Raw genomic sequence first — 23,455 nt, forward strand, 5'->3', positions numbered from 1 at the left:
TTTGCGGTCGCTTCTGGGATCGCTCGGGGATTCGCCGGGCGCTAGCGGTTGTCCGCGAAGTACTCGAGGATGTCGCTCACGACCGGCCCCGAGGTGGACGAGCCGAACCCGCCACCTCGCACGAACACCGTCACCGCGATCTCGGGGTCCTCGGCGGGAGCGACCGCGCTGAACCATGCGTGCGGTTCGTCGTTGCCGTCCGACGGATCCTCCGCCGTCCCGGTCTTGGCCATCGACGTGATCGGCAGCTCGTCCAGCTGCCCTGCCGTACCACCCGTGACGGCGGCACGCATACCTTCCTGAACCGAGTCGAGCTCAGCGGAGAACGACAACTCCCGCGGCTCAGCGGAATCGATGCCGTTGAACTCGTCGCGGCCGAAGCCTGCCGCGAGCTGCGGCGTCACCACCTCACCGCTGGCCAGCGCTGCCGTCCAGCGTGCCGAGTGCAGCCCGGTCACCGTCAGCGGCCCCTGGCCGATGCCCATCAGTACCGTCGAGCCCGCGTACCAGTGGCCACCGATCTGCTCCACGGAATCCGGCGTACCGAGGAACCCCGCGCTCTCCCCGGGCAGGTCGATACCTGTCGGCCTGCCCACTCCCAGCTCCTCGGCGACGGCGGAGATCCGCTCCGGGCCGAGTTCGAGAGCCAGCTTGTAGAAGTACACGTTGTCCGACATCGCGATGGCGTCGGTCAGGTTGTGCGGCCCCATGGGGCGCCAGTTGTCGAACGTGTGCCCGCCGAACGAGAAGCTACCTCCCGTAGGGATCACTCGATCGGGCGGGAATCCGCCGTAGGCCGCGTTGGCCGCGGCCACAACGATCTTGTAGGTCGACCCCGGCGGCAACGGCACCTGCGAGTTGTGCTCGTGCATCGGCAGGCCGGGACCGTCCATCGCGGCCGCGATCTCGTCCGAGTCGAGCGGCGGTACGTAGACGTTGTTGTCGTAGGCCGGCGTGCTCGCCATGGCCAGCACGGCACCGGTACGCACGTCCATGGCGAACGCGCCGCCGAGATCACCCGTGCTGGTCGCCACCGCCTCCTGCAGCGACTCCGTGGCCACACGCTGCATATCGAGATCGAGATGCAATCGCAGATGCTCGCCGGGGACGGGATCGACACGTTCGGCGGCAGCGGCCGGGCGCCCCTCCGGATCCACGTACACGCACTGCCTGCCGTCGGTGCCCCGCAGCAGTGCGTCGTACTGCTGCTCCAGCCCGGTTCGGCCGACCATCGCCCCCAGCGGCAATCCGGGCGAACGGTGCATGTCGGCCGGGGTTCCCACGCCCACGAACCCCAGCATCGGCCCGAGCATCTCCCCGTGCGGGTAATGGCGGCGCTGTGAGGGAGCCACCAGCACGCCAGGCAGGCCCGCCTCGGCAACCCGCTCACCGGTTTCCGGTTCGACGGTGGCCACCTCCACATGGAGCTCGTCCGAGCGCGCCATGGCCTCGCGCAACGCCGAGGGAGAGTCGTCGACCAGCTCGGCGAGCCGCCGCACAGCGCCGTCGTCGCCGTCGGGAAAGAGGCCGGGCACGACATGGATCTCCTGCCGGTCCTGGTTGGCCGCCAGGATCTCGCCGTCGCGGTCCTGGATGGTGCCGCGCTCGGCGGGCAGCCGGATGCAGCGGGTCATCTGGTCCTCACCCTCCTGGCGTAGCTCTTCGCCCCTGGCGACCTGCACGTGCCAGGCGAACGCCGACATCGCGACCAGGTTCGCGGTGAGCACCAGCGCCCCGGTCCGCGCCAGCCGCGGGTGGTGACGTTCGCGTGGTGGCGGTGCCCACAGCGGCCGGTCGTGCCCATCCCTGCGAGCCGCGAGCACCATGCCGAGCGCGACAAAGTGCACCATCGCGACCGTTCCCCCGTAGCTGAACAGCGGGATGGGCAGGCCGGTGTGGGGGAGCAGCGTCAGGTTGGCCGCGATGGACACCAGCGCGTGCAGCCCGAACATCGCCGCCACACCCGCGGCGATGAGCGCGGCTTCCGGGCTGCGCGCCATCCTGCTGGCCTGCGCCGCCCGCCACACCAGCACGAGGATCGCGGCCACCACGACGAGCCCACCGAGCAAACCCCAGGCATGTACCACGCTGGCGAAGGCCAGATCGTGCTCACGCTCCGGCAGGTAGGACGCACGCAGGTCGAACAGCGGCTCCCGTGCCCGGCCGAGCAGTCCGCCGCCCGCGATGGCGATCTCGGCCTGCAACGCCGCCCAGCCTGCGCCTTCGGCGTCCCGCGCCCCCGAGGCGTACGCTTCCAGCCGATCCAGCTGGTACGGCCGCAGCACCAGTAGGGTCAGCGGGAGCGCGGCCATCGCCAGCCCGAAGATCGGCAGCAGCGGCAGCAGCGGCACCCGGGCCAGCACCACGACGAACGCGGCGATCACCGCGAGCACCAGCGCCGTTGACAGGTCCGGCTGCAGCGCCGTCAGCGCGACCGGTACGGCCGTCAGGCCGATCGCCCCCAGCAATCGCAGTTTGGAGTAACCGCGTGCCAGCAGGTGCGCCAGCAGCAGCAACACCCCCAGCTTGGCGATCTCGGACGGCTGCACGGTCAGCACACCCAGATCGAGCCATCGCTGTGCGCCCTTGACGGTGTGACCGGCGACCGGGACCGCGAACAGCAGCGCCACCGACACCAGGTAGACGATCCATGCCAGCCTCGGTAGCGCCTGCACCCGCAGCCGGGCCAGCAACACCATGACGCTCAGCCCGACCACGCCGACCAGCGCGTGCCGGATCGCCAGCGTGGTCATGCCCAGCGCGACCAGGTTAGCCAGGCCGAGCAGCACCAGCGTCGCCGCGGCCCCGACGATCCACGGGTCGACGACGCGCCGCTCCGGTTCACCCCCGCTGGGACGGCGAGCTAGGCCACCGCCGTGCCTGCTCGCGCTGTGACCGCGCATGACCGCCCCCTCAGCACGTTCCTCCGTCATCCGGCACATCGAGCGGTGGTGATGACGCCCTCGCGGGCTCGTCGGTCACCGCCACCACCGCCAGCGCCGAACCGTCCGGCAACTCGGGCCTGCTGATGCCGTACACCTGCCCCCATCCCGATTGCGCGGTGACAGCCATGCCCGGCTGCTCCTCGATCGAGCCGCTGCACCGGTCCACGATGTGCAGCGACCAGCTCACCTGCCGGACAGCAGGCTCCCGTTCCAACACGACATCCACCCGCACCGTGCACGTCTCACCCGGTTCACAGGCCTCGTCGAGGTGCTCGATGTCCACCGCCGTGATCGGATCTGCCGACTCGGGCGCCAGCCTTTCGAACTCGGCCGGTTCCGCGGCCGTGCCCTCACCCTCGGCACCGGGCTCCTCCCGGCTGTCGTCGCCGCCACCACTACCCGCCTCGCCGCCCGGGGCCTGTGTCACCGGAGCGAGGTGCTGCGGGGGAGATTCGGAGGTGAACAGCGCGTCCCATCCCTGCTGCAGGTCGGACACCGCTCGAGGGAATCCCCACCAGCTGCCCGCGGCCACCAGAGCCGCAAGCGCCACAACCGGGATCACCCACCGCGCTCGGAGCTTCGGTCGGCGGTGCCACGCCTTGCGGCGGGTGCGCCGCCAGCCCCGCAGCCGGGGCCTGCCGGGCGCTCGGCGCACCGGTACCGGCTCGGCGCGCGGCGCGGGTCCCTCCTGGTTCGGTGGCTCCGGTTCAGGGGGGTGGCCTGCGATCGCCGCGATGAGCGCGACGAGCTGCTTGCGTATCCGATCGGTCGGTTGCCCGGACTCGTCGAGCAACCGCGCCGCCGCCGTGCGTACCTGCTCGGCGGTGCGCGCGATGTCCTCCTCCGCCTCGTCGATGTCCTCGACGAGCTGGTTCGATTCGTCGTGCCGCCGGATACCGTCGCGGCGGGAACACGCCGCCAGCCGGTTGATGACGTCGATGGTCACCCGGATCACCGGCCGCCAGCTGCGGGCGACACCGTCACCCGGACCCGTCGATGTGGACGCTTCCCCATCCTGCTGCGTGGTTCCAGTCTCCCCGGCGTAGGCCGAGTCCGTGCGGCGTGTACCGGATGGATCGATCACCAGGTCGCCCGAATCGGTGACCTGTAGCCAGTAGTCGCTGAACTCGAGCGGCGGCTGTCCCTCACTGCGCAGCTCGTCCAGCCCGTCGGCGAGGTCGTGGGCGAGCAGCGCCGCCTGCGGTGGGGTCAGGGTGGCCACCGCGAGCAATCGGCGCAGTGCCGTAGCAGGCGCGGCGGCAGCGCCCGCACCCGGCTGTGCCGTCCCGTCGCGGGGATCCGAGCCCGGTTCCGGGCTGACCTGCCTGCTGGATTCCGACCCTGCCATCTCGCGCTCTCCCGACTGCCGGATGAGGACACACGACAGGCGCCGCCGCTTGCCCCGGGCGCGACACCCGGGCGGACGCTGTCCCGTGTCTCCTGCCGCTAAGATCCATTATTTCGGGTGCGAGCGGATCAGCACAGGTCTGACCGTGTGTGTGCCAAACTGTTACCTCGATCGCGGTTCAACGACCTCGCCGTTTTGGGGCGCCGCGGCGGTTCTGTGGCGCTGCTCGGCCGCCGCTCCCACCCGCGCCCCGGTGAGCAACTCCACCACGACGCCGTCGTAGCAGCGAAACTGGAGCGCGATCACGCCGGGAGCCACGTTAATGGCCCGGATCAGCCTGCGGAAACCGAGCAGGACGTTGGCATCGTGCTGGGGGCAGTAGACGCTGAACATGCCGGTGCTCTCCTTACCGTCGGAGACCACCACGGTGCGGTACCACGCTGACGATGCGCTGACGATCACCGTGCCGCGCCAGCGGCGACCCGCTACCCCGCCGCTCGCGACGCGGGCTGCGCTGCCAGCACTCGCTCGACCCGGCCCACGATGGCGTCCAGATCGGCCACCCATGCCGCGGCTTCGCTCACCATCCCGGCATGCACGTCCCGAGACCGTGCCGCACCGACACGATCCTCGACCAGGTCGACCTCGGGGATCTCGCCGTCCGGCCGCGCCACACCGGCATCGCTGCGCAACGCATGGGCCACGTCGAGCAGTGTCCTCGCGGGCTCCGGCTCGCCACACGCCAGCGCCAGCCCTTCCAGCGCGAGCGCCACCGCTCGCCGGTCGCCGGTACGCACCGCATCGCGTAACGATCGCAGCTGCCAGTTCCGGACCTCCCGGGCATCGGCCACGGCTCGACAGGCCAGCCCGATGGCCGCGCAGCTGAACGCGCTCCCCGACAGCGACCCGATCGCGCGGTAATGACGCAGCGCCGCCTCGTGCTGCACCCTCGCGTCGTGCGCGCGCCCTTGCCTGCGCAGCACCAGGCCCAGCCCGTTGTCGGCGTAGGCCACCGTGCTGGGCTCACCGAGCTCGCGCCCGATCTCGCCTGCTCGCCTGAGGTAACTCGACGCCACGTCCAGAGCACCACGTAGACCATACAGGTTACCGATCTTGATGAGCTGGTGGGCGTGCATATCGCGCATGCCGAGATCCTGCGCGATATGCGCCATATCCTCGCGCGCTCGCAGCGACCCGTCGTAGTCACCGTTCATCTCGTCGAGGTTGGCCAGCAGGTCCAGCGACTGGAGCTCCCCCCAGCGGTCGCCGGAGGAGTCGAACCCGGCCCGCGCGGTCTCCGCCTCGTGCCGCGCCTGCTGCGGTCGGCCGTCGCGGGACGCCGCGACCCCGGAGGTCAACCGCGTCGCCGCGGTGAACCACTCGTCGTCGATCAGCTCGGCCACGGCCCTGATCCGCGTCAGCACGCGGTGACCGCGATGCGGGTCCCCTCGCTGGAACAGCCGATCGGCGGTGAGCAGCGCGACCAGCCGCGTCCCGCTGTCCCATCTCGCCACATCGGTGTCGTACAGGGTTTCGACGCAGCGATGCAACGCGGCGTCCGCCTCGGTATCGGTGAACGCGAGGGTGTCCAGCCAGGCCTGCGCGGTCGACCGATGGGGCGTGTCGCGGCACGTATGGCTGAGCAGCTCGGCGAGGATCGCTCTGCCCTCGCGACGCCTGCCGCTGAGCCACCAGTACCAGCCGAGCGAGCTCGCCGCGCCCAGCGCATCGGCCATCCGGCCGCTGGCGCGCAGCGTCGCGAGCGCGGCCACGATATCCGCATGCGCGGTGGTCAGCTCGCGCAGCGCCCGGGGCTGGTCACCGCCGCGCAGGAGCACATCGAGGTGGGCAGCCAGCCGGTGGAAGTACGCCGCGTGGTTCGCCGCGATCGTGTCCACCTCCGGATGTCCGGCCAGCAGGCGACGCGCGTACGCGCGAATCGTATCGAGTAGCCGGTAAGGGGTGGGTTCGGCGCTCGAGTCGTAGCTGATGAGCGAGCGATCCACCAACCCGGCGATCATCTGCGCCACCTCACTCGCGCCGGCACCCGCCACCGCCCGCGCGGCCTCCAGCGACCACGACCCCTCGATGATCGACACCCTGACCAGCAGGTCGGCCTCGTCGTCGCACAGCAGACGCCAGCTGCGGTCGATGGTGTCGATCAGCCTGCACCCGTCCCCGCGATGCAGGAAGTCTCGGTCCACCGCCAGGTGCCGGGCGAGGTCGGCCAGCGTGAGACCGCGGAGCAACCCCGCCGCGACCTCCATCGCGAGAGGGATACCGTCGGCCTGCCGCACGATCGCCGCGATGTTACGACAATCCTCATCGGACAGCGATGCGTGATCGAGCCGTGCCCTGGCGAGAAACAACGCCACGGACTCGGCTGCCAGGAATGTCGTGCGCTCCCCGTCCGGAGCGGGCAGCGGCAGCGGGTCGAGCCGCAGCACGGCCTCGCTCGGGGCGCCGAGCAACACCCGGGTGGTCGTCAGCACTCGCAGCTCGGGGCACTCGCCGAGCAGGTAGGCGGCCAGCTCGGCCACCGCCTCGCGCACGTGCTCGCAGCGATCCAGTACCACGATCATCTCGCTGCCGCCGATCCGGGACCGTAATCGGTCCACGGCGTCACGACGCGGGTCCGAGGTCAGCCGCTCGTCGCTACCCAATCGCGCGCCCTGCCGGTCGCGGAAGGTCCGCAGCACGGCTCCGGCGACCGCTTCCCGGTCGCAACCGGTCTCGCTGGGCAGAGCGAGCTCGGTGAGGTCGGTGAACCACACCCCGTCAGCAGGCGAGGTCAGCCTGGCGAGCGCGTGCACCACAAGGCGCGTCTTGCCGATACCGCCCGGTCCGGTCACCGTCACCAGGCGCTCACGAGCCAGCAGCTCCCGGAGCCTATCCAGCTGATCCCGGCGGCCGATGAACTCGCCCACCTCGGCGGGTACCCGGTCTACGCGTCGCGGTCGGGACCGGGCGTGACCGCCCTCGGGGGCACGCTGCGCCAGCACGTCCGCGTGCGCCTGCCGCAGCTCGGGTCCCGGATCCACACCCAGCTCCTCGCGCAGCCGCTGCAGCCCCGACCGGTATACCGCCAGCGCCTCTCCCTGCCTGCCCTGTCGGGCGAGCGCGCGGAGCACCAACGCGCGCAGCGATTCGCGGAGCGGGTGCTCGTCGAGTATCGCGACCAGCTCGTCCGGCAGGCCAGGGGAACCGCCCACGTCCAGCCAGGCACTGGCGTGCATCTCCACCGCGGTCAGCCACAGCGCCCGGTAGTGCTCGGCAGCCGCGACGACGAACGGATAGTCGTGGTACTCCGGGAGCAGCTCCCCCGAGTAGCACGCCAGCGCCTCGTCGAGGAGGGCACAGGCTCGCGCCGACCGACCTGCCGCGAGCTCCCGGCGCGCCTGCTCGGTGCGCGCCTCGAACCGACCCACGTCCACCGCCTCGTCGTCGACATGCAGGCAGTAGCCACCGTCGCGGGACTCGAGCAGGTGTCGCGCCCGTGCCGGCTCCCCCGGAACGAGGGCGCCGCGTAGCCCGGAGACCTTGGCTTGCAACGCGTTACGCGCCTTGCTCGGCTGCTCCTCGCCCCACACGGCTTCGATCAACCGATCGGCCGGAACGCGCCTGCCCCGGTTGAGCAGCAGGTACGCCAGCAACGCGCGCTGTTTCGCACCGGGAACGTCGAGCTCGGCATTTCCCTGCCGGACCCCCAACCTGCCGAAGAGCTCGAACCGCATACCGGCAGCGTACCCGCGGGTACCGACAGACCGTAGCGAATTCTCCAGGGACAGCGCCGCCCTCGCCTGCCCCTGCTTGCCCTGCCTGCCTCTGCTTAGCTCGCGCCGCTTACCGCTGCGAGGGCACGGTGCTCGCGCCGAGCACCTCCCGCGCCAGTTCCGGGGCGGGATTGCTGCCCGTGAGCACCACCGCGGCCCGCTCGGTCGCGAGCTCGGCGGTGGCCAGGGCGGCGATGGCCGCCGCGCCCGCCGGTTCGAGCAGCACTCCGAGCGTGTCGGCGGCCAGTGCCATGCCCTGCCGCAGGGCAGCGTCGTCGACAAGCACGATGTCGTCGACAAGCGCCCGCAGCCTGCGCAGCGACTCGGGGATGGGCGCCGGGTTGGCCAACGTGGTGGCGATGGTCCCGATGTCACTGGCGTGTCCGGCGTCGTCGATCTCCCCGGTACGCCACGCCCGCGCCATGGCCGGTGAACCTTCGGCGCATACCCCGACCACCCGCACCTGGGGAGCGTAGGCCTCTAGCCAGCACCCGATCCCCGCGATCAGCGCACCGTCACCGACCGGGACCACGACGGTGTCGAAGCCACGAGCGTCGCGGAGCAGCTCCCGCCCGATCGTGCCCGCACCCTCGCAGATGGCCGGGTCCCTGCCGTCCCGCACCAGCACCCGGTCCGGTTGCTCGGCCGCGTGCTGTCGCGCGGCGACCGCGGTGTCACCGTCTACTTCATACACCCGAGCGCCGAAGTCGCGCATCCGCGAAGCCTTACCCGGATCCACATCCGGACCGACGAACACCGTGACATCCACACCGCGCGAGCGGCCCGCGTAGGCGACCGCCTGACCGAAGTTTCCCCCGGAGTCACACACGACGGAACTGCCGGGAGGGATCCCGTGCAGCAGCGCGCACGCCCCGCGCCCCTTGAAGCTGTGGAGCGGGTTGGCCGTCTCCAGCTTGACGAGCAGCTCCGTACCGATACGGGCGCTGAGCTGCTCGTCGACGAACTGCGGGGAGTCAAGGAACACCGGGTCGATGATCGCGGCGGCACGATCGATGCGTTCCGGCCTCAGATCCAACGTGTCGTCCATGGTCTGCCACGGTAGCCGCGGCCTGTCCACCATCAGGGTCTCACCGGTTCGTGTGAGCGATCGCGACACCGAAGGGCTGGGCGGCCGAGGTAGGTCAGCGCTATGCCAGGATAGCCGTCGATGAACACGATTGTCACAACCATCGGCCGCTCGCCGAGCGGGAGCGGAGGTGTCACATGGCGACCCTGCTGATGATCGAGAGCTGGATGCGCTCTACCGGTCAGGCGCTGCCCGGGGTCATCGCCCGCCTCGGTCACCGCTACGTGCTGTTCACCCGCGACCCCGACCTCTACCCCGCCTCGCAGGCGGGCGCGCCGCACCCGGTGGTCGCGGGCGCCGAGACCGTCGTGCGAGTGGACACCAACGACCTCGACGCGCTGGTGGCCGAAGCCACTTCACTGGCCCGGCGAGAGCGGATCGATGGTGTGCTGACCACGTGCGACTATTACCTGGAGGCCGTCGCCACGGTCGCCGAGGCGCTGCGGCTACCCGGACCACCCGCCGAGGTGATGCGGCTGGCGACGCGCAAGCACCGGGTGCGGCAAGCGCTGGCCGAGGCCGGGGTGGCAGGCCCTCGCTTCGCGGTCGCGAGCGGTTGGGAGGAATGCCTCGTCACCGCCGCGGAGATCGGCTACCCGCTGGTGGCCAAACCCACCGACCGCAACGCGGGAACCGCGGTGCGTCGCGTCGACGGCGAGGCCGCGCTCAAGGACGCCTTCTGGGAGATCACCGGGGATACCCACAACACGCGGGGACAGCCGCTGGAACGGGTGGTACTGCTGGAGGAGCTGCTCGACGGGCCCGAGGTGAGCGTCGAGGCGGTCACCTGCCACGGCGGGACGACGATCGTCGGCGTGACAGACAAGAGCGTGACCGGACCACCGTCCTTCGTGGAATCCGGCCATATGTTTCCCGCCGACCTCGACCCGGATGCAGCCACCGGTGTCGAGGACCACGTTCGCCGCGCACTGGACGCGCTGGGGTTCACTCACGGGCTCAGCCACACGGAGGTGAAGCTCACCGCGCACGGTCCGCGCATCGTGGAGATCAATCCCCGGCAGGCAGGTGGCTACATCTTCGAGCTGATCCACCTGGTCACCGGTACGCACCCGCTCGAGATCCTGATCGAGCTCAGTCTCGGCCACGTACCCAGCATCGGCACCGACACCGCGCCGGTGCTCAGCGCCGAGCCACCTGCCGCGAGCGCGGCGATCATGTTCCTGCTGTCCCCGAGGGACGGCACCGTGATCGCTGTCGACGGCACCGAGCGGCTGGTCGGCGACCCGACCGTGACGCGCTGGACCGCACCGGTCCCGACGCGCGTTCGCTACCCGCGGAGCAACGACGACTACCTCGGCCACGTCGTCGCCGTCGATCACCACGGGCGCCGGGCCCGCGCGCTCGCCGAACGTGCCGTGGGCGGTCTCCTGCTGCGCTTCGACGACGGGGACGCCGTTGCCCCGGCCGGGGTGCCAAGCGGCGTGGTCGCGCGCTGAGCCCGCCCGCGGCGAGTGGCCTTACGATGGTGGCAGAGCAGGCACGGCGTACACCCCGTCCAGAGAGGTCGATCGGCATGCGTGGGCTGTCCTCCTCGGAGGATCTCGCCGAGGCCGTGCGCGCCAAGGGGGTCCGGGACGAGCGGATCCTCGCCGCCATGCGGCGGATACCCCGGGCCGAGTTCGTCCCTGCCGAGCGCGCGGGTGCCGCCGCTATCGACGAACCGGTTCCGATCACGCATAACCAGGTCAGCACGCAGCCGTGGCTGTCGGCGAGGATGTTCGAGGGATTGCGGCTGAGCGGTGACGAGCACGTGCTCGAGATCGGCACCGGCAGCGGCTTCGCCACCGCGCTACTGTCCCAGCTCGTCTCCCGTGTGGTCAGCATCGACCGGTGGCAGGACATGATCGACCGGGTCGAGCGCACGCTGGAGCGCAACGGTATCGGCAACGTCACCCTGCTGTCCGGCGACGGTAGCTGCGGGGTACCCGAGCACGCACCCTTCGACGCGATCGTGGTGTCCGCAGCCTACCCGTCGGTGCCGCGACCGCTGATCGAACAGCTTCGCCTCGGCGGACGGTTGGTGCAGCCCATCGGTTCCGGCGGCTACGAGGAGGTCACCGTTTTCGAGCGCACCGGAAACGACATGGCGCTGCGGGAACACCTCGTTCCGGCACGGTTCGTCCCGCTCTACGGTCGCTGCGGCTACCCCGAGGGCGGCGACCAGCCGTAGGGACGGCTCGTCGTGCCACCTCCCTGCTACACGACCGGCTCTGTCAGCCCGTGGCCAGCTCGATCAGCTCCCGGTAGCTACCGTTGAACTCGTTCTTGTCGAGCGGCGTGTCGGTGTACTGCCAGAAGGCGTGGGAGTCCCAGCCGGCAGGCAGGTTCCCCACGTCGTCGGCGTAGCGGGCGATCCACAGCGGGACGGTCACGCCCAGGTCGTGACCGTCGCCGACACAACGCTCCCACCACATGGTGTTCGTGTAGATCACCGGATAGCGTCCGGTGAGCTCGTGGTAGGTGTCGTGGAACTCCACGATCCAGTCCACAAGGGATGACTGGCTCATCCGGTAGCAGGTCTGACCGTACGGGTTGAACTCGATATCCAGCACCCCGGGAAGGGTGCGGCCGTCCGGCGACCAGTCGCCACCGTTGCGCACGAAGTGCCGCGCCTGCACTGCGGCGGCGGAACGGTCGGGCAACGCGAAGTGGTACGCGCCCCGGATCATGCCAACGTCGTAGGCGCCGCTGTACTGGTGGTCGAAGTCGGAGTTGACGAACGTCGTCCCTTCGGTCGCCTTGATGTAGGCGAACCGCTTACCCTCGTCCCACCAGTGCTCCCAATCCACCCTGCCCTGCCATCCGCTGACATCGATCCCGTGCTGCGGATTCGCTTCGCCGTTCGACGCGAGCTCGGTGACCACACGCTCGGCCAGCCCCGGCAGGTCGACGGCCACGTCGAGGACGGCACCGCCTTCACTGTCCTGTCCGGATCGTCCATCGGCCGGATCGACCTCGATGGCGTCGGATCCCGCGCTACCCCCACCATCGCTGTCGCGCTCCACAGGGGAGTCGTCGAGCGACCGCTCGTCGTTGCCCTGGGAATCCCCCTCCCCTGCGTCGGTCACGGCGGGCAGCGGTAACGCCCGAGCTTCTCCTGCGGGCTCTCCGGCCGACTCGCCAGCGGACTCACCGTCGCCGGAGTCCCCCGCTGTGGCGGTGTCCACGGCACGCGGCAGCGCGGCCAGCACGCCCGCGAAGGTCGACTCCGCTGACGCGGCGTCCGGCTGCTCGGGCTCGGCTGGCATACCGGGGAACGCGGGGATGTGCGGCTCGTCGGTCCGCAGCAGCCCTGCGACCGGCATCGCGAGCAGCTCCCGCTCGAACGTTTCCGGCAGCCCAGGAAGCGGCGGGAGCGCGACCTCGGGTTCCGAGGCAGGCGGGGGGAGCAGCAACGCGGCGAGCTCGCCCTCGAGCGGGTCGGCAGCAGGTGGCAGCAGCGAACCGACCAGCAACACACCGGCGGCGGCCGCGCACAGGTCGCGCCAGAACCCTCCCTGCTCACCCGTGATCTCCGACGGCATCCGGATACGAACCTCCGCGTGCCGCCCGTCGCGCCTACGTAGGCGGCGTTTCCTGAGCTCTGGCTGCGCTCAGCAGTTCGATTCTTGCCGACTTTCCGGCGAATGTCACCTGTCCGAGTGACAATGAGACCGTTTTGCGACCGCAGAGCAGGAACAGGGCGCAGCTCTCGCGCGCATCCGCGGCCTGAGAAGTAGATCAACCCCGGAACGTGACATGCTCCGGGGCGTTCCGTGAGCGGGCCTTTCCGCCGGGGCGTCCACTCAGGTGGACGCCCCGGCGGTGGTCGGGCTGGCGGGATTCGAACCCACGACCCCTTGACCCCCAGTCAAGTGCGCTACCAAGCTGCGCTACAGCCCGGCCCATCCACTCGCCGTGAGCGACAGTAAACACCCTACCGTGCCGCTTGCCGTCCCGTGCAGGCGGCTCCCCGGAGCCGAGCGCTGCCGTCACGCCGAACGCTAGCCCGCCACACGATCACCATGGACACCGGGAGCTACCGCCCAGTAGTTTGCCGCTATGGTTCAGCTCACAGCCCATGGCGGCCGGCTTGCCACCGATGTGGCGCGCGCACGCGGCATCACCACGATGTTCACTCTCTCCGGTGGGCACGTATTCCCGCTGTACGACGGGGCCATCCGAGGAACCCCACCGATGCGGCTGGTCGACGTGCGTCACGAGCAGACCGCGGTGTTCGCAGCCGAGGCCACCGCACGCCTGACCCGCACTCCCGGGCTGGCGGTACTGACCGCGGGTCCGGGCATCACCAACGGTGTCAGCGCGATCACCGCGGCCCATTTCAACGGCACGCCGCTGGTGACCATCGGGGGCCGCGCGCCGCAGGTCCGGTGGGGATCGGGCAGCCTGCAGGAGCTGGATCACCCGCCGCTGGTCGCACCGGTCACCAAGTGGGCGGCCACCGTCAGGCGAACCGAGGACATCCCGGTGGCGGTGGACGATGCGCTGCGGCTGGCCACCACGCCACACCGCGGCCCGGTCTTCCTCGACATCCCGATCGAGCAGGTCTTCGACGAGGCCTCGACCGACATCCCCGCCCCGGCCGCGCGGCAGGGCGTGGAGCCTGACGCGGATCAGCTGGCTAGCATCGGGCGGCTGCTCGCGCAGGCACACCGACCGGTGCTGGTCCTCGGGTCGGATGTCTGGACCGACGGTGCCGAGGCGGCAGCGCGCCGGCTGGCCGAGACGGCCGACGTGCCGACGATCACCAACGGCATGGCGCGCGGTGTGCTTCCGGCGGGGCATCCCCTGCTGGTCACCCGCGCCCGCTCCCGCGCGTTCGGCACGGCGGACCTGGTGGTCGTGGTGGGCACCCCGCTGGACTTCCGGCTCGGCTACGGCTCCTTCGGCAGCAAGGACGGGTTCCCTGCGGCACGGGTATGCCACATCGCCGACGCTGCCGAACAGCTCGCCACGCACGTCGAGCTCGCGGGCTCCGCCGCGGGCGACCTCACACGCGCGCTGGACGGGCTCGCCGAGTCGTGGCGCAGGCAGCCGCGACATACCGGGCACGCCGGCTGGACGGCCGAGCTACGGCAGGCCGCCGACGCCGCCGCGGCGACCGACGCCGAGGCACTGCGCTCCGACGCCGATCCGATCCACCCCGCACGGATCTACGGCGAGCTGCTCCGGCAAACCGACGACGACACCGTCATCATCGGCGACGGCGGGGATTTCGTCTCCTACGCCGGTCGCTATATCGAACCGCGCAGGCCCGGCTGCTGGCTGGATCCCGGCCCATACGGCTGCCTCGGCACCGGGCTCGGTTACGCCATCGCCGCCCGACTGGCACGGCCCTCCTCCCCCGTCGTGCTGCTGCTCGGTGACGGCGCCGCGGGTTTCTCGCTGATGGATGTGGACACGCTGGTACGGCACCGGCTGCCGGTGGTGATGATCATGGGCAACAACGGCTGCTGGGGCCTGGAGAAACACCCCATGCGCTCCCTGTACGGCTACCACGCCGCGGCCGAACTGACACCGCGGACCCGCTACGAGGAAGTGGTCCGGGCACTGGGCGGTGCGGGCGAGATGGTCACCACGCCGAACGAGATCGGCCCGGCGCTCGAACGTGCCTTTACGTCGGGAGTTCCCTACCTGGTCAACATCATCACCGACCCGGAGGACGCGTATCCGCGCTCGACCATGGGGATCTGATCACGCTCCGCACTGCCCGCCGTGCCCGCGCGAGACACGTCCCGGTGCCGACCGTCACACTTCCCTCGACACCGGGGCGGCGATCTCGCAAAGTGATCGTTCAGTGTCCTGCCGGGTGCGTTGAAGGGCGGCCGTCGATGTTGACCACGCGATTTACCGAGATGTTCGGGATCGAGCATCCCATCGTCCAGGGCGGCATGCAGTGGGTCGGCCGTGCCGAGCTCGTCGCTGCGGTCGCCAACGCGGGAGCGCTGGGGTTCGTCACCGCGCTCACCCAGCCCACTCCGGAGGACCTCGCCGACGAGATCGCGCGTACCCGGGAGATGACCGACCGGCCGTTCGGCGTCAACCTGACCATCCTGCCCGCGATCGACCCACCGCCGTACGAGGAGTACCGGCAGGCAATCATCGAATCCGGCGTCCCGGTCGTGGAAACCGCGGGCTTCAACCCGAAGGACCACCTGCCTGCCTTCGCCGAGGCCGGAATCAAGGTCGTGCACAAGTGCACCAGCGTCCGGCACGCGGTCAAGGCCCAGTCCCTCGGGGTGGACGCGGTCAGCGTCGACGGCTTCGAGTGCGCGGGCCACCCCGGTGAGGACGACATCCCCGGCCTGGTGCTGCTGCCCGCGGCCGCCGACGCGATCACCATCCCGATGCTTGCTTCCGGCGGCTTCGCCGATGCCAGAGGGTTGGTGGCCGCGCTGGCGCTCGGCGCCGATGGCATCAACATGGGCACCAGGTTCCTGTGCACCCAGGAGGCGCCGGTGCACCAGCGGGTCAAGGAACAGATGATCGCCCACTCCGAGCGCGACACCGAACTGATCTTCCGGCCGTTGCGCAACACCGCACGGGTGGCCAGCAACTCGGTCAGCCGCAAGGTCGTGGAGATCCTCGAGGACGGCGGCGAGTTCGGCGACGTACGCGAGCTGGTCTCCGGTGCCCGTGGCAGGACCGTGTTCGAGAACGGCGATACCGAGGCCGGGATCTGGAGCGCCGGTATGGTCCAGGGCCTCATCAACGACATCCCCAGCGTCGCCGAGCTCGTCGAGCGGATCGTCGGCGAGGCCACGGAGCTCATCCAGCAGCGGTTGACCGGGCTGACCAGTACCACGTCGCCCTGACCTACCGGCAGCTCGGTCAACCGTGATCCCGGACACACCGGCTGTGTTATCCGGCACACATCTGGCGAGGATGATCTTAGAATGCGTTTCAATATCCGCCACGGGTGGTCACCGGGCAGTCGAGTAGGAAGGATCGCACGGTGTCTGCGGAGGACGATGACGAACTGAACCACCGCGAACGCGCCACGCTCCGTGCCGTCGCACGCGGGCAGGCCGAGCTGACCTGCAGCTGCGAGCCCGATCTGTTCGTCGAAGGGCTCGCGTTCTCGGATCAACTCACCGCGCACTCGCTCGTCCACCGAGGTCTCATCGCTCCCGTACGTCCCGGACGGCGCGGCGAGCTCGTTCCCGCCAAGGTCACCGACGCCGGGAGGACAGCGCTGAACGGCAGCACCACGGTAAGCACCACCGCGGCGTGACGCCCACGACACGTAGGGCGCCCGTCACCGCTTCTTCGACTTCGGCTTCTTCTCCCGCACCCGCACGCTGACCCTGACCGGACTACCGGGAAATCCGAAGTACTCACGGAACTTCCGCTCGATGAAGCGACGGTATCCCGCTTCCAAAAATCCGGTCGTGAACAGCACCAGCGTGGGCGGCCGCACCCGGGCCTGCGTCGCGAACAGCACCTTGGGTTGCTTCCCTCCCCGCACGGGCGGCGGGGTGGCGGCCAGCACATCGGACAGCCAGCTGTTGAGTTGGCCAGTGGGTATCCGCTTGTCCCAGGACTCCAGCGCGGTACGCATCGCGGGCGCGAGCTTGTGGACCGACCGACCGGTGCGCGCGGACACGTTGACCCGCTCCGCCCATCGGAGCCGGACCAGACCCCGGTCGATCTCCTTACTGAGCTGGTACCTGCGTTCCTCGTCGACCAGGTCCCACTTGTTCATCGCCAGAACGCACGCCCTGCCTGAATCCACCACCGTCGAGATGACCCGCAGATCCTGCTCACTGAGCGGCTCACTTGCATCGATGAGCACGATCGCGACCTCGGATGCCTCGATGGCGCTCTTGGTACGCAGCGCGGCGTAGTACTCCGTACCGCTGGCCAGCTGCACCCGCCTGCGGATACCGGCCGTGTCCACGAACCGCCAGGTCTGGCCGTCCAGCTCGACGAGCGAGTCGACCGGATCGACGGTGGTGCCCGCGACCTCGTGCACCACCGATCGCTCCTCCTTGGCGATCTTGTTGAGCAGGCTGGACTTGCCGACGTTCGGCTTGCCGACCAACGCCACCCGGCGAGGACCGTGCACCGTGCCTCCACCGGCAGCGGCGCTCTCCGGCATCGCGGCCACCGTGGCGTCGAGCAGGTCACCGGAGGCCCTGCCGTGCAACGCGCTCACCGGGTAAGGCTGCCCGAGACCGAGGGACCAGAGCGTCGCCACGTCGGCGAACAGTCGCTCGTCGTCGACCTTGTTCGCGACCAGCAGCACCGGCCGGTCCGAACGGCGCAACACTCGCGCCGCAGCCTCATCGGCCTCCGTGGCACCCACGGTGGCATCGACCACGAACAACACCACGTCCGCGGTGGACATCGCCAGCTCGGCCTGCGCGGAAACCGCCGCACGCAGCCCCTGGGAGTTCGGCTCCCATCCACCGGTATCCACCAGCGCGAACTCGCGACCGGCCCAGTGGGCGTCGTAGGCGACCCGGTCCCGCGTCACACCGGGAGTGTCCTGCACCACCGCCGCGCGGCGGCCGAGGACACGGTTCACCAGCGTGGACTTACCGACGTTCGGTCGCCCGACCACGGCCACCACCGGCTGCCCGGTGGCCACGCTGTCCTCGTCCAGGGCCGTCTCGGCCACTCGGTCCAGCTCGTCGAACTCCGACTCGTCCGACCAGGTGCCGTCGACCTCACTCATCAACCTTCGTTCCGTTCCATCCCGTGCGCCTCGCGCCATGTGTCCAGGGCGCGCACCACATCGGCCAGTTCCTTACGCAGTTCCTCGGTCGCGTCGACCAATCCCTGCCGACCACGCGGCACCACCAGCTGGAACGGTTCACCGATCAGCATGTCCACCCTGGGCCGCAGCCTGATCCTGCCGTCGGCCGGGGGTTTGGTCCCCCGTACCGCGACCGGCACGACCACCGCACCAGAGGAACGCACCAGCCACGCCGCGCCCTGCTCGGCATTCTCCACGTCGCCGTCACCACGGGTGCCCTCCGGGAACACCCCGACCACACCACCGCCGCGCAACACCCGCACCGCTTCCAGCAACGAGGCGCGATCGGGGTCTCCCCTGCGCACCGGCAGCTGGCCGATACGATCCAGCGCCCAGCCGAGCGATCCGTGGAACAGCTGACGCTTGACGAGGAACACCGACCTTCGCGGCAGGATCCCGAAAATCAACTGAGGTTCGATCATCGAGATATGGTTGGCGACCACGACCACCGGTCCGGTACGCGGCACCCGCTCCGTACCGTGCACCCTCAGCCGGAACGCGGGCCGGTAGATCCACCGGGCCAGCACCCGTGCCAGGTCGTGCAACCACGGGGAAGCATAGCTGGGAAGTCCGGTCGTCATGGTGCCGACCCACCCTCCGTGCCGGGCCACATACCCGCGGCCGGCGTCGATTCCCCCAGCATATCGCGCTCCGCGATACGCTCGACCAGCACCGCGACCACCTGCTCCAGGTCGAGATCGCTGGTGTCGAGCTCCACCGCATCCTCGGCGGGCCGCAGTGGATCAGTGGCGCGGCCGGAATCGAGCCTGTCCCGTCGCTCCACTGCGGCTCGTACCTCGTCGGGCTCAGCCTGCCTGCCAGCCGCCGAGTCCTGCGCGCTGCGCCGGGCGGCCCGCACGCCGGTGGATGCGGTCAGGTAGACCTTCAGCTCGGCCTCGGGAGCGACCACCGTGCCGATGTCACGGCCCTCCACCACGATGCCGCCGTACTCGTCGAGCACGTCCTCGATGATGGCGCGCTGCACCTCGACCAGGATCCGCCGTACCGAGGGGACCGCCGCCACCGCCGAGACCGCCGCCGTCACGTCGGCACCACGGATCGCCTCGCCGACATCGTCCTCGTCCAGCACGATCACCGGCTCGTCCGGATCGGTACCGACTCCGATGTCCGCCCCCTCGGTGACCTTCTCCAGCGCCACCGGATCCGCCGGGTCGACGCCGGAACGCAGCGCGGCCAACGTGACCGCCCGGTACATCGCTCCGGTGTCCAGGTACCCCGCCCCGAGCCGCCCCGCGAGCGTGCGTGCGACCGTGGTCTTTCCCGTCCCGGACGGACCGTCGAGGGCGACGACGCCACGCAGCACTCCCAGCACCGGCCACTCTCCTCGCTGTCAGGACTCGCCGTCCGAATCTCCAGTATCGGTCACGCCCCCGCGTCGAGGCGCGACCCGGCGCCCTATTCTGCCCGGTCGGCACACCCACCGACACAACGCCCGGGCGCGACACGGATCATGATCACCACATGTCCCGTGGCGGTGCGTTACCGTGACCGCGTGAACGTTGACGTGACCCCGCTTCCCGGCATCGGTGTCCGCAAGGACTTCGCCATCCGTGGTGGCAGGCGTGTCGGTGTGATCAGCCACAGGGACGGCACTCTCGAACTGGTCGTCTCCCGTGCCGAGGATCCCGACACCGCCGTCGCCAGCCTCCCGCTCACCTCGGACGAGGCCGCCACGCTCGGCAACCTGCTCGGCGCGCCGCAGCTGGTTGCCCAGCTGCGTGAGGAGCACAGTGAGCTTCCGGGAATCACCACCCGCCAGCTGCCCATCGCCGAAGGCTCCCCGTTCGACGGACGGTCGCTCGGCGAGGCGGAGCTACGCAGCCGCACCAAGGTGTCCGTGGTCGCCGTGATGCGGGCGGGCCAGGTTCAGCCCTCGCCAGAGCCGGATTTCGTGCTCGCCGGTGGCGATCTCCTGGTGGCGGTCGGCACCTCCGAGGGGCTCGACGCCGCCGTCGACCTTCTCAGAAAGGGCTGAGCTGGTGGAGGTTGACCACACGGCCCTCGCCCTGATCGAGCTGGGCGCGGTGTTCTTCGGGCTGGGGCTGCTCGGCAGGCTGGCGCAGCGGCTCGGTATGTCCCCCATCCCGCTCTACCTGCTCGGCGGCCTCGCCTTCGGCGAGGGCGGGCTGGTGCAGCTCGGTGATATCGGGGAGTTCACCCATATCGCCGCCGAAATCGGCGTCGTACTGCTGCTGCTCATGCTTGGCCTGGAGTACACGGCCAACGAGCTGTTCACCGGCCTGCGCAAGGGCTGGCCAGCCGGGCTGCTGGACATCGTGCTCAACGCCACGCCGGGCGCGGCGGTTGCGCTGATGCTCGGCTGGGGCTGGCTCGGTGCCCTCACGCTCGGCGGCGTCACCTACATCTCCTCCTCCGGCGTGATCGCCAAGATCCTCAACGACCTCGGCAGGACCGGCAACCGCGAGACCCCGGTGATCCTGTCCCTGCTGGTATTCGAGGACCTGGTGATGGCCGTTTACCTGCCGATCCTCACCGCCGTGCTCGGCGGCGTCACGCTGCTGGCGGGATTCACCGCGATCGGCATCTCGCTGCTGGTCGTCGCGCTGATCCTGCTGGTGGCCGCCCGGTACGGCCGGTATGTCTCGGCTGTGCTCTACAGCGAGAACAAGGAAGTCTTCCTGCTCAAGCTGCTGGGTTCGGCGCTGCTCGTGGCAGGCATCGCGGAGGCCATGCAGGTCTCCGCCGCCGTGGGCGCCTTCCTGCTCGGCATCGCGATCGCGGGCCCAGCGGCGCACAGCGCCGCGAAGCTGCTCGAACCACTGCGTGACCTGTTCGCGGCGGCGTTCTTCGTGCTGTTCGGGCTCACCACCGACCCGCGTGACATCCCGCCGGTGCTGCTATGGGCGATCCTGCTCGCCGTGGTCACCACCGCGACGAAGGTCTGCACCGGTTGGTGGGCAGCCAAGCGCAGCGGCATTGGCTCCATGGGGCGCGCGCGTGCGGCCGCCGGCCTCATCGCGCGGGGTGAATTCTCCATCATCATCGCCGGCCTCGCCGTTGCCGCGGGTGTCGGCGACGGACAGCTCGCCGGTCTCGCCGCGACCTACGTACTGCTCATGGCCGGCTTCGGGCCGGTAGCGGCACGTTTCGTCGAGCCGGTGATGCGCAAGCTGCGCCCCGAACACCAACCAGCCAACGACACCGCGAAGAGTTAGAGGTCGACGGCCCGGAACAGCGAACCCAGCTCCTCCCGAGTGAGCTCGCGCAACGCACCTGGCTTCGCCCCGCCCAGCCGCACCTCGCCGAATGCGGTGCGCACCAGTCGCTGCACCGGGTGCCCGACCGCGGCCAGCGTCCTGCGCACGATGCGGTTGCGCCCCTCGTGCAGCACGATCTCGACAAGGGTGCGCCCCGGCAGCGTATCGACCACGCGGAAACGATCCGGTGCCACCGGCCCGTCCTCCAGCTCGATCCCATCGAGCACCTGCTGGATCACCCGGCCCTGCACCGTGCCTGACACCTCGGCCAGGTACGTCTTGCTGACCTCGTAGGACGGGTGCATCAGCCGGTGGGTGAGCTCGCCGTCGTTGGTCAGCAACAGCAGGCCCTCGGTGTCGGCGTCCAACCGGCCGACGTGGAACAACCGTTCCTCACGGTCTGCCACCAGGTCGCCGACACACGGCCTGCCCTGCTCATCTGCCATGGTGGTATGCACCCCGCGGGGCTTGTTCATGGCCAGGTAGGTGAGGTCCTCGCGAACCACGACCCGGGTATCGTCCACGTGGATCACGGCGCTGTCCGGATCGACCCGGGTGCCCAGTTCACGCACGATCGCACCGTCCACCCGGACCCTCCCCTGAACGATCAGCTCCTCGGCAGCACGCCGGGAAGCCACGCCCGCCCTGGCAAGCACCTTCTGCAGCCGCACGCCCGAGGAGTCCGTACCGCTGTCAGCTGTCATCGATGGTGTCCACTTCAGGCAACAACGGACCGATCGGGGGCAGCTCCTCGAGTGAGGACAGCCCGAGCCGCTCCAGGAACAGGTCGGTTGTGATGTAGAGCGTGCCGCCGGTTTCCTCGTCCGCGCCGGACTCCTCAATCAACCCGCGGGCCAGCAGCGAGCGGATCACACCGTCGACGTTCACCCCACGGACCGCGGCCACCCTCGCCCTGGTCACCGGTTGCCGGTACGCGATGACGGCGAGCGTCTCAAGCGCCGCGCGGGTCAGCTTGGTGCGCTGCCCGTCGAGCAGCAGCTGCTCGACGAACGGCGCGTAGATGTCGCGGGTGTAGAACCGCCACCCCTCGGCCACCCGGCGCAGGTCGATGCCGCTATCACGGTCGCGCAGGTCCTCGGCCATGGTGCGCAGCATCTCGGTCACCCGTTCTACAGGCTGATCCACCGCGGAGGCCAGCGCGTCCTCGGTCACCGGTGAATCGACCACCAGGAGCATCGCCTCCAGCGCGGCGAGGAGTGCCTCATCGCTGCTGACATCCACGGCCGAACTCACACCGGCCACCGCCACCGGCTCGTCGTCCAGCTCTTCCCGACTCTCGGTCTCGCCGTTGGGGTGAGCCGAAGGGGTCCCCGGGTACACATCGTGTACCGAAGGGTCCCTTCGGCTCGCGTCTTCGGCGGTATCCGGCTGCTCAGGCTCAGCCATACTCTTCCTCGTCCTCGCTGGTCACGCGGTCACGCTCGGCGGCCGCACGGGCGTCAGCCACCGAGCCGCCCGCCCACTGGACCGTCAGCTCGCCGAGCGGTGTCGGCTGCTCGAACTGAACACTGGCCTCGCGATACAGGTCAAGCAACGCCAGGAACCTGGCGACCACTTCCAGCGTGTTCTCACAGTCGGCCACCAGCTCACCGAAGTTCGCCGAGCCCGCCGTCGCCAGGTGGATCCGCAGCGTCGCCGCGTGCTCGCGGACCGATACCTTGACGGTATGCAAGTGATCCAGCGACACGGTCGGCGGGGGTTTCGGGCGGAAGACGCTCGCGGCGATCTCGGCGAACCGGTCGGCGTCGACCCCGAGCATGACCTCAGGGAGGAGGCCGATGTAGCGATCCTCCAGCGCCACCGAGCGCGGGTACCGGCGAAGCGCTCCCGCCTCCAGCTCGCGGAACAGCTCCGCCACCTGCTTGTACGCGCGGTACTGCAACACCCGCGCGAACAGCAGGTCCCGCACCTCGAGCAGGGCGAGGTCCTCCTCGTCCTCGGCCGCGCTGGTCGGCAGCAGCCGCGACGCCTTCAAGTCAAGCAGGGTGGCAGCGATCACCAGGAACTCGGTGGTCTCGTCGAGCCGTGACTCCGCCTCCAGCGCCCGGGTGTAGGCGATGAAGTCGTCGGTCACCCGGTGCAGCGCCACCTCGGTAAGGTCCAGCTGGTGCTGCGAGATCAGCTGCAGCAGCAGGTCGAAAGGGCCCTCGAAGTTGTCGAGGCGCACTTGGAATCGAGCCGAACCCCCAGCGGCGGGAGGGGCCTCGTCGGCGCCGCCCTCGTCGCCCTCGTCGACCTCGTCGGCTACGTCATTCATGGC

19 protein-coding genes and 1 tRNA gene are annotated in these 23,455 nt (G+C 69.9%); 7 read left to right on the forward strand and 13 right to left on the reverse strand.

Going from position 1 to position 23,455, the window contains the following annotated elements:
- Positions 1–41 precede the first annotated feature (41 nt).
- The 5 genes from F8178_RS13180 to F8178_RS13200 form a co-directional block, all read right to left on the reverse strand.
- Positions 42–2,933 carry an FtsW/RodA/SpoVE family cell cycle protein gene (locus F8178_RS13180; RefSeq protein ID WP_317495050.1) on the reverse strand — a complete coding sequence of 964 codons (2,892 nt, stop codon included), beginning with the start codon at positions 2,931–2,933 and terminating at the stop codon, positions 42–44.
- Positions 2,914–4,293 carry a hypothetical protein gene (locus F8178_RS13185; RefSeq protein WP_317495051.1) on the reverse strand — a complete coding sequence of 460 codons (1,380 nt, stop codon included), beginning with the start codon at positions 4,291–4,293 and terminating at the stop codon, positions 2,914–2,916. Before F8178_RS13185 ends, F8178_RS13180 begins: the two co-directional genes overlap by 20 nt.
- A 162-nt stretch (positions 4,294–4,455) precedes the next feature.
- Positions 4,456–4,719, reverse strand: coding sequence for a hypothetical protein (locus tag F8178_RS13190; protein WP_317495052.1), 264 nt, complete (start codon positions 4,717–4,719; stop codon positions 4,456–4,458).
- Between the two features lie 59 nt (positions 4,720–4,778).
- The gene (locus tag F8178_RS13195) at positions 4,779–8,027 is read right to left on the reverse strand and encodes a BTAD domain-containing putative transcriptional regulator (RefSeq protein ID WP_317495053.1); all 3,249 of its coding nucleotides are present in this window, start codon (positions 8,025–8,027) and stop codon (positions 4,779–4,781) included.
- A 109-nt stretch (positions 8,028–8,136) separates the two neighbouring features.
- Entirely contained in the window at positions 8,137–9,114 is a 978-nt protein-coding gene (locus F8178_RS13200) for a pyridoxal-phosphate dependent enzyme (RefSeq protein ID WP_317495054.1), read from the reverse strand.
- 176 nt (positions 9,115–9,290) lie between these two features.
- Between F8178_RS13200 and F8178_RS13205 the strand changes: the two genes are divergently transcribed.
- Both F8178_RS13205 and F8178_RS13210 read left to right on the forward strand, forming a co-directional pair.
- A complete protein-coding gene (locus tag F8178_RS13205) occupies positions 9,291–10,610 on the forward strand; it encodes an ATP-grasp domain-containing protein (protein WP_317495055.1) in 1,320 nt (439 codons plus the stop codon).
- Positions 10,611–10,687: 77 nt separating this feature from the next.
- Positions 10,688–11,344, forward strand: a complete 657-nt coding sequence (locus F8178_RS13210) for a protein-L-isoaspartate(D-aspartate) O-methyltransferase (protein ID WP_317495056.1) — start codon at positions 10,688–10,690, stop codon at positions 11,342–11,344.
- A gap of 43 nt (positions 11,345–11,387) precedes the next feature.
- Here the strand turns inward: F8178_RS13210 and F8178_RS13215 are convergent, their stop codons facing one another.
- Together F8178_RS13215 and F8178_RS13220 are read right to left on the reverse strand one after the other, a co-directional pair.
- Positions 11,388–12,698: a GH25 family lysozyme gene (locus tag F8178_RS13215; protein WP_317495057.1), complete on the reverse strand. Its 1,311-nt coding sequence runs from the start codon at positions 12,696–12,698 to the stop codon at positions 11,388–11,390.
- Between the two features lie 281 nt (positions 12,699–12,979).
- Positions 12,980–13,056 (reverse strand) — tRNA-Pro (locus tag F8178_RS13220).
- A gap of 159 nt (positions 13,057–13,215) precedes the next feature.
- On the opposite strand from F8178_RS13220, the gene F8178_RS13225 reads away from it, so the two are divergent.
- The 3 genes from F8178_RS13225 to F8178_RS13235 all read left to right on the forward strand — a co-directional run bounded on the left by F8178_RS13225 (position 13,216) and on the right by F8178_RS13235 (position 16,408).
- A complete protein-coding gene (locus tag F8178_RS13225; protein ID WP_317495058.1) occupies positions 13,216–14,868 on the forward strand; it encodes an acetolactate synthase in 1,653 nt (550 codons plus the stop codon).
- A 137-nt stretch (positions 14,869–15,005) separates the two neighbouring features.
- Positions 15,006–15,989 carry a nitronate monooxygenase family protein gene (locus tag F8178_RS13230; RefSeq protein WP_317495059.1) on the forward strand — a complete coding sequence of 328 codons (984 nt, stop codon included), beginning with the start codon at positions 15,006–15,008 and terminating at the stop codon, positions 15,987–15,989.
- 140 nt (positions 15,990–16,129) lie between these two features.
- Entirely contained in the window at positions 16,130–16,408 is a 279-nt protein-coding gene (locus F8178_RS13235; RefSeq protein ID WP_317495060.1) for a hypothetical protein, read from the forward strand.
- Between the two features lie 24 nt (positions 16,409–16,432).
- Here the strand turns inward: F8178_RS13235 and der are convergent, their stop codons facing one another.
- From der to cmk, 3 genes are read right to left on the reverse strand one after another with little or no spacing between them, the layout of a single operon-like run.
- The gene (gene der / locus F8178_RS13240) at positions 16,433–17,854 is read right to left on the reverse strand and encodes a ribosome biogenesis GTPase Der (RefSeq protein WP_317495061.1); all 1,422 of its coding nucleotides are present in this window, start codon (positions 17,852–17,854) and stop codon (positions 16,433–16,435) included.
- Positions 17,854–18,516, reverse strand: coding sequence for a lysophospholipid acyltransferase family protein (locus F8178_RS13245; RefSeq protein ID WP_317495062.1), 663 nt, complete (start codon positions 18,514–18,516; stop codon positions 17,854–17,856). Before F8178_RS13245 ends, der begins: the two co-directional genes overlap by 1 nt.
- On the reverse strand, positions 18,513–19,268 hold the full coding sequence (gene cmk / locus F8178_RS13250) for a (d)CMP kinase (protein ID WP_317495063.1): 756 nt from the start codon (positions 19,266–19,268) through the stop codon (positions 18,513–18,515). The genes F8178_RS13245 and cmk overlap by 4 nt, the downstream gene beginning before the upstream one ends.
- 180 nt (positions 19,269–19,448) lie before the next feature.
- On the opposite strand from cmk, the gene F8178_RS13255 reads away from it, so the two are divergent.
- Positions 19,449–19,931 carry a TrkA C-terminal domain-containing protein gene (locus tag F8178_RS13255; protein ID WP_317495064.1) on the forward strand — a complete coding sequence of 161 codons (483 nt, stop codon included), beginning with the start codon at positions 19,449–19,451 and terminating at the stop codon, positions 19,929–19,931.
- A gap of 4 nt (positions 19,932–19,935) precedes the next feature.
- The gene (locus tag F8178_RS13260) at positions 19,936–21,132 is read left to right on the forward strand and encodes a cation:proton antiporter (RefSeq protein WP_317495065.1); all 1,197 of its coding nucleotides are present in this window, start codon (positions 19,936–19,938) and stop codon (positions 21,130–21,132) included.
- On the opposite strand, the gene F8178_RS13265 is transcribed toward F8178_RS13260, so the two are convergent.
- From F8178_RS13265 to F8178_RS13275, 3 genes are read right to left on the reverse strand one after another with little or no spacing between them, the layout of a single operon-like run.
- A complete protein-coding gene (locus F8178_RS13265) occupies positions 21,129–21,878 on the reverse strand; it encodes a pseudouridine synthase (protein ID WP_317495066.1) in 750 nt (249 codons plus the stop codon). The genes F8178_RS13260 and F8178_RS13265 overlap by 4 nt on opposite strands.
- Entirely contained in the window at positions 21,868–22,581 is a 714-nt protein-coding gene (scpB, locus tag F8178_RS13270; protein WP_317495067.1) for an SMC-Scp complex subunit ScpB, read from the reverse strand. Before scpB ends, F8178_RS13265 begins: the two co-directional genes overlap by 11 nt.
- Positions 22,574–23,452, reverse strand: a complete 879-nt coding sequence (locus tag F8178_RS13275; protein WP_317495068.1) for a segregation/condensation protein A — start codon at positions 23,450–23,452, stop codon at positions 22,574–22,576. The genes scpB and F8178_RS13275 overlap by 8 nt, the downstream gene beginning before the upstream one ends.
- Positions 23,453–23,455 lie beyond the last annotated feature (3 nt).

Source organism: Haloechinothrix sp. LS1_15 (genome assembly GCF_033042135.1).
Taxonomy (GTDB): Bacteria; Actinomycetota; Actinomycetes; order Mycobacteriales; family Pseudonocardiaceae; genus Haloechinothrix.

Coding starts and splice junctions, on each gene's coding strand:
- F8178_RS13195 (WP_317495053.1), bottom strand. CDS start 8,027: ATGCGGTTCGAGCTCTTCGGCAGGTTGGGGGTCCGGCAGGGAAATGCC.
- F8178_RS13230 (WP_317495059.1), top strand. CDS start 15,006: ATGTTGACCACGCGATTTACCGAGATGTTCGGGATCGAGCATCCCATC.
- der (WP_317495061.1), bottom strand. CDS start 17,854: ATGAGTGAGGTCGACGGCACCTGGTCGGACGAGTCGGAGTTCGACGAG.
- F8178_RS13225 (WP_317495058.1), top strand. CDS start 13,216: ATGGTTCAGCTCACAGCCCATGGCGGCCGGCTTGCCACCGATGTGGCG.
- F8178_RS13275 (WP_317495068.1), bottom strand. CDS start 23,452: ATGAATGACGTAGCCGACGAGGTCGACGAGGGCGACGAGGGCGGCGCC.
- F8178_RS13180 (WP_317495050.1), bottom strand. CDS start 2,933: ATGACGGAGGAACGTGCTGAGGGGGCGGTCATGCGCGGTCACAGCGCG.
- F8178_RS13210 (WP_317495056.1), top strand. CDS start 10,688: ATGCGTGGGCTGTCCTCCTCGGAGGATCTCGCCGAGGCCGTGCGCGCC.
- F8178_RS13205 (WP_317495055.1), top strand. CDS start 9,291: ATGGCGACCCTGCTGATGATCGAGAGCTGGATGCGCTCTACCGGTCAG.
- scpB (WP_317495067.1), bottom strand. CDS start 22,581: ATGGCTGAGCCTGAGCAGCCGGATACCGCCGAAGACGCGAGCCGAAGG.
- F8178_RS13265 (WP_317495066.1), bottom strand. CDS start 21,878: ATGACAGCTGACAGCGGTACGGACTCCTCGGGCGTGCGGCTGCAGAAG.
- F8178_RS13215 (WP_317495057.1), bottom strand. CDS start 12,698: ATGCCGTCGGAGATCACGGGTGAGCAGGGAGGGTTCTGGCGCGACCTG.
- F8178_RS13200 (WP_317495054.1), bottom strand. CDS start 9,114: ATGGACGACACGTTGGATCTGAGGCCGGAACGCATCGATCGTGCCGCC.
- F8178_RS13185 (WP_317495051.1), bottom strand. CDS start 4,293: ATGGCAGGGTCGGAATCCAGCAGGCAGGTCAGCCCGGAACCGGGCTCG.
- F8178_RS13245 (WP_317495062.1), bottom strand. CDS start 18,516: ATGACGACCGGACTTCCCAGCTATGCTTCCCCGTGGTTGCACGACCTG.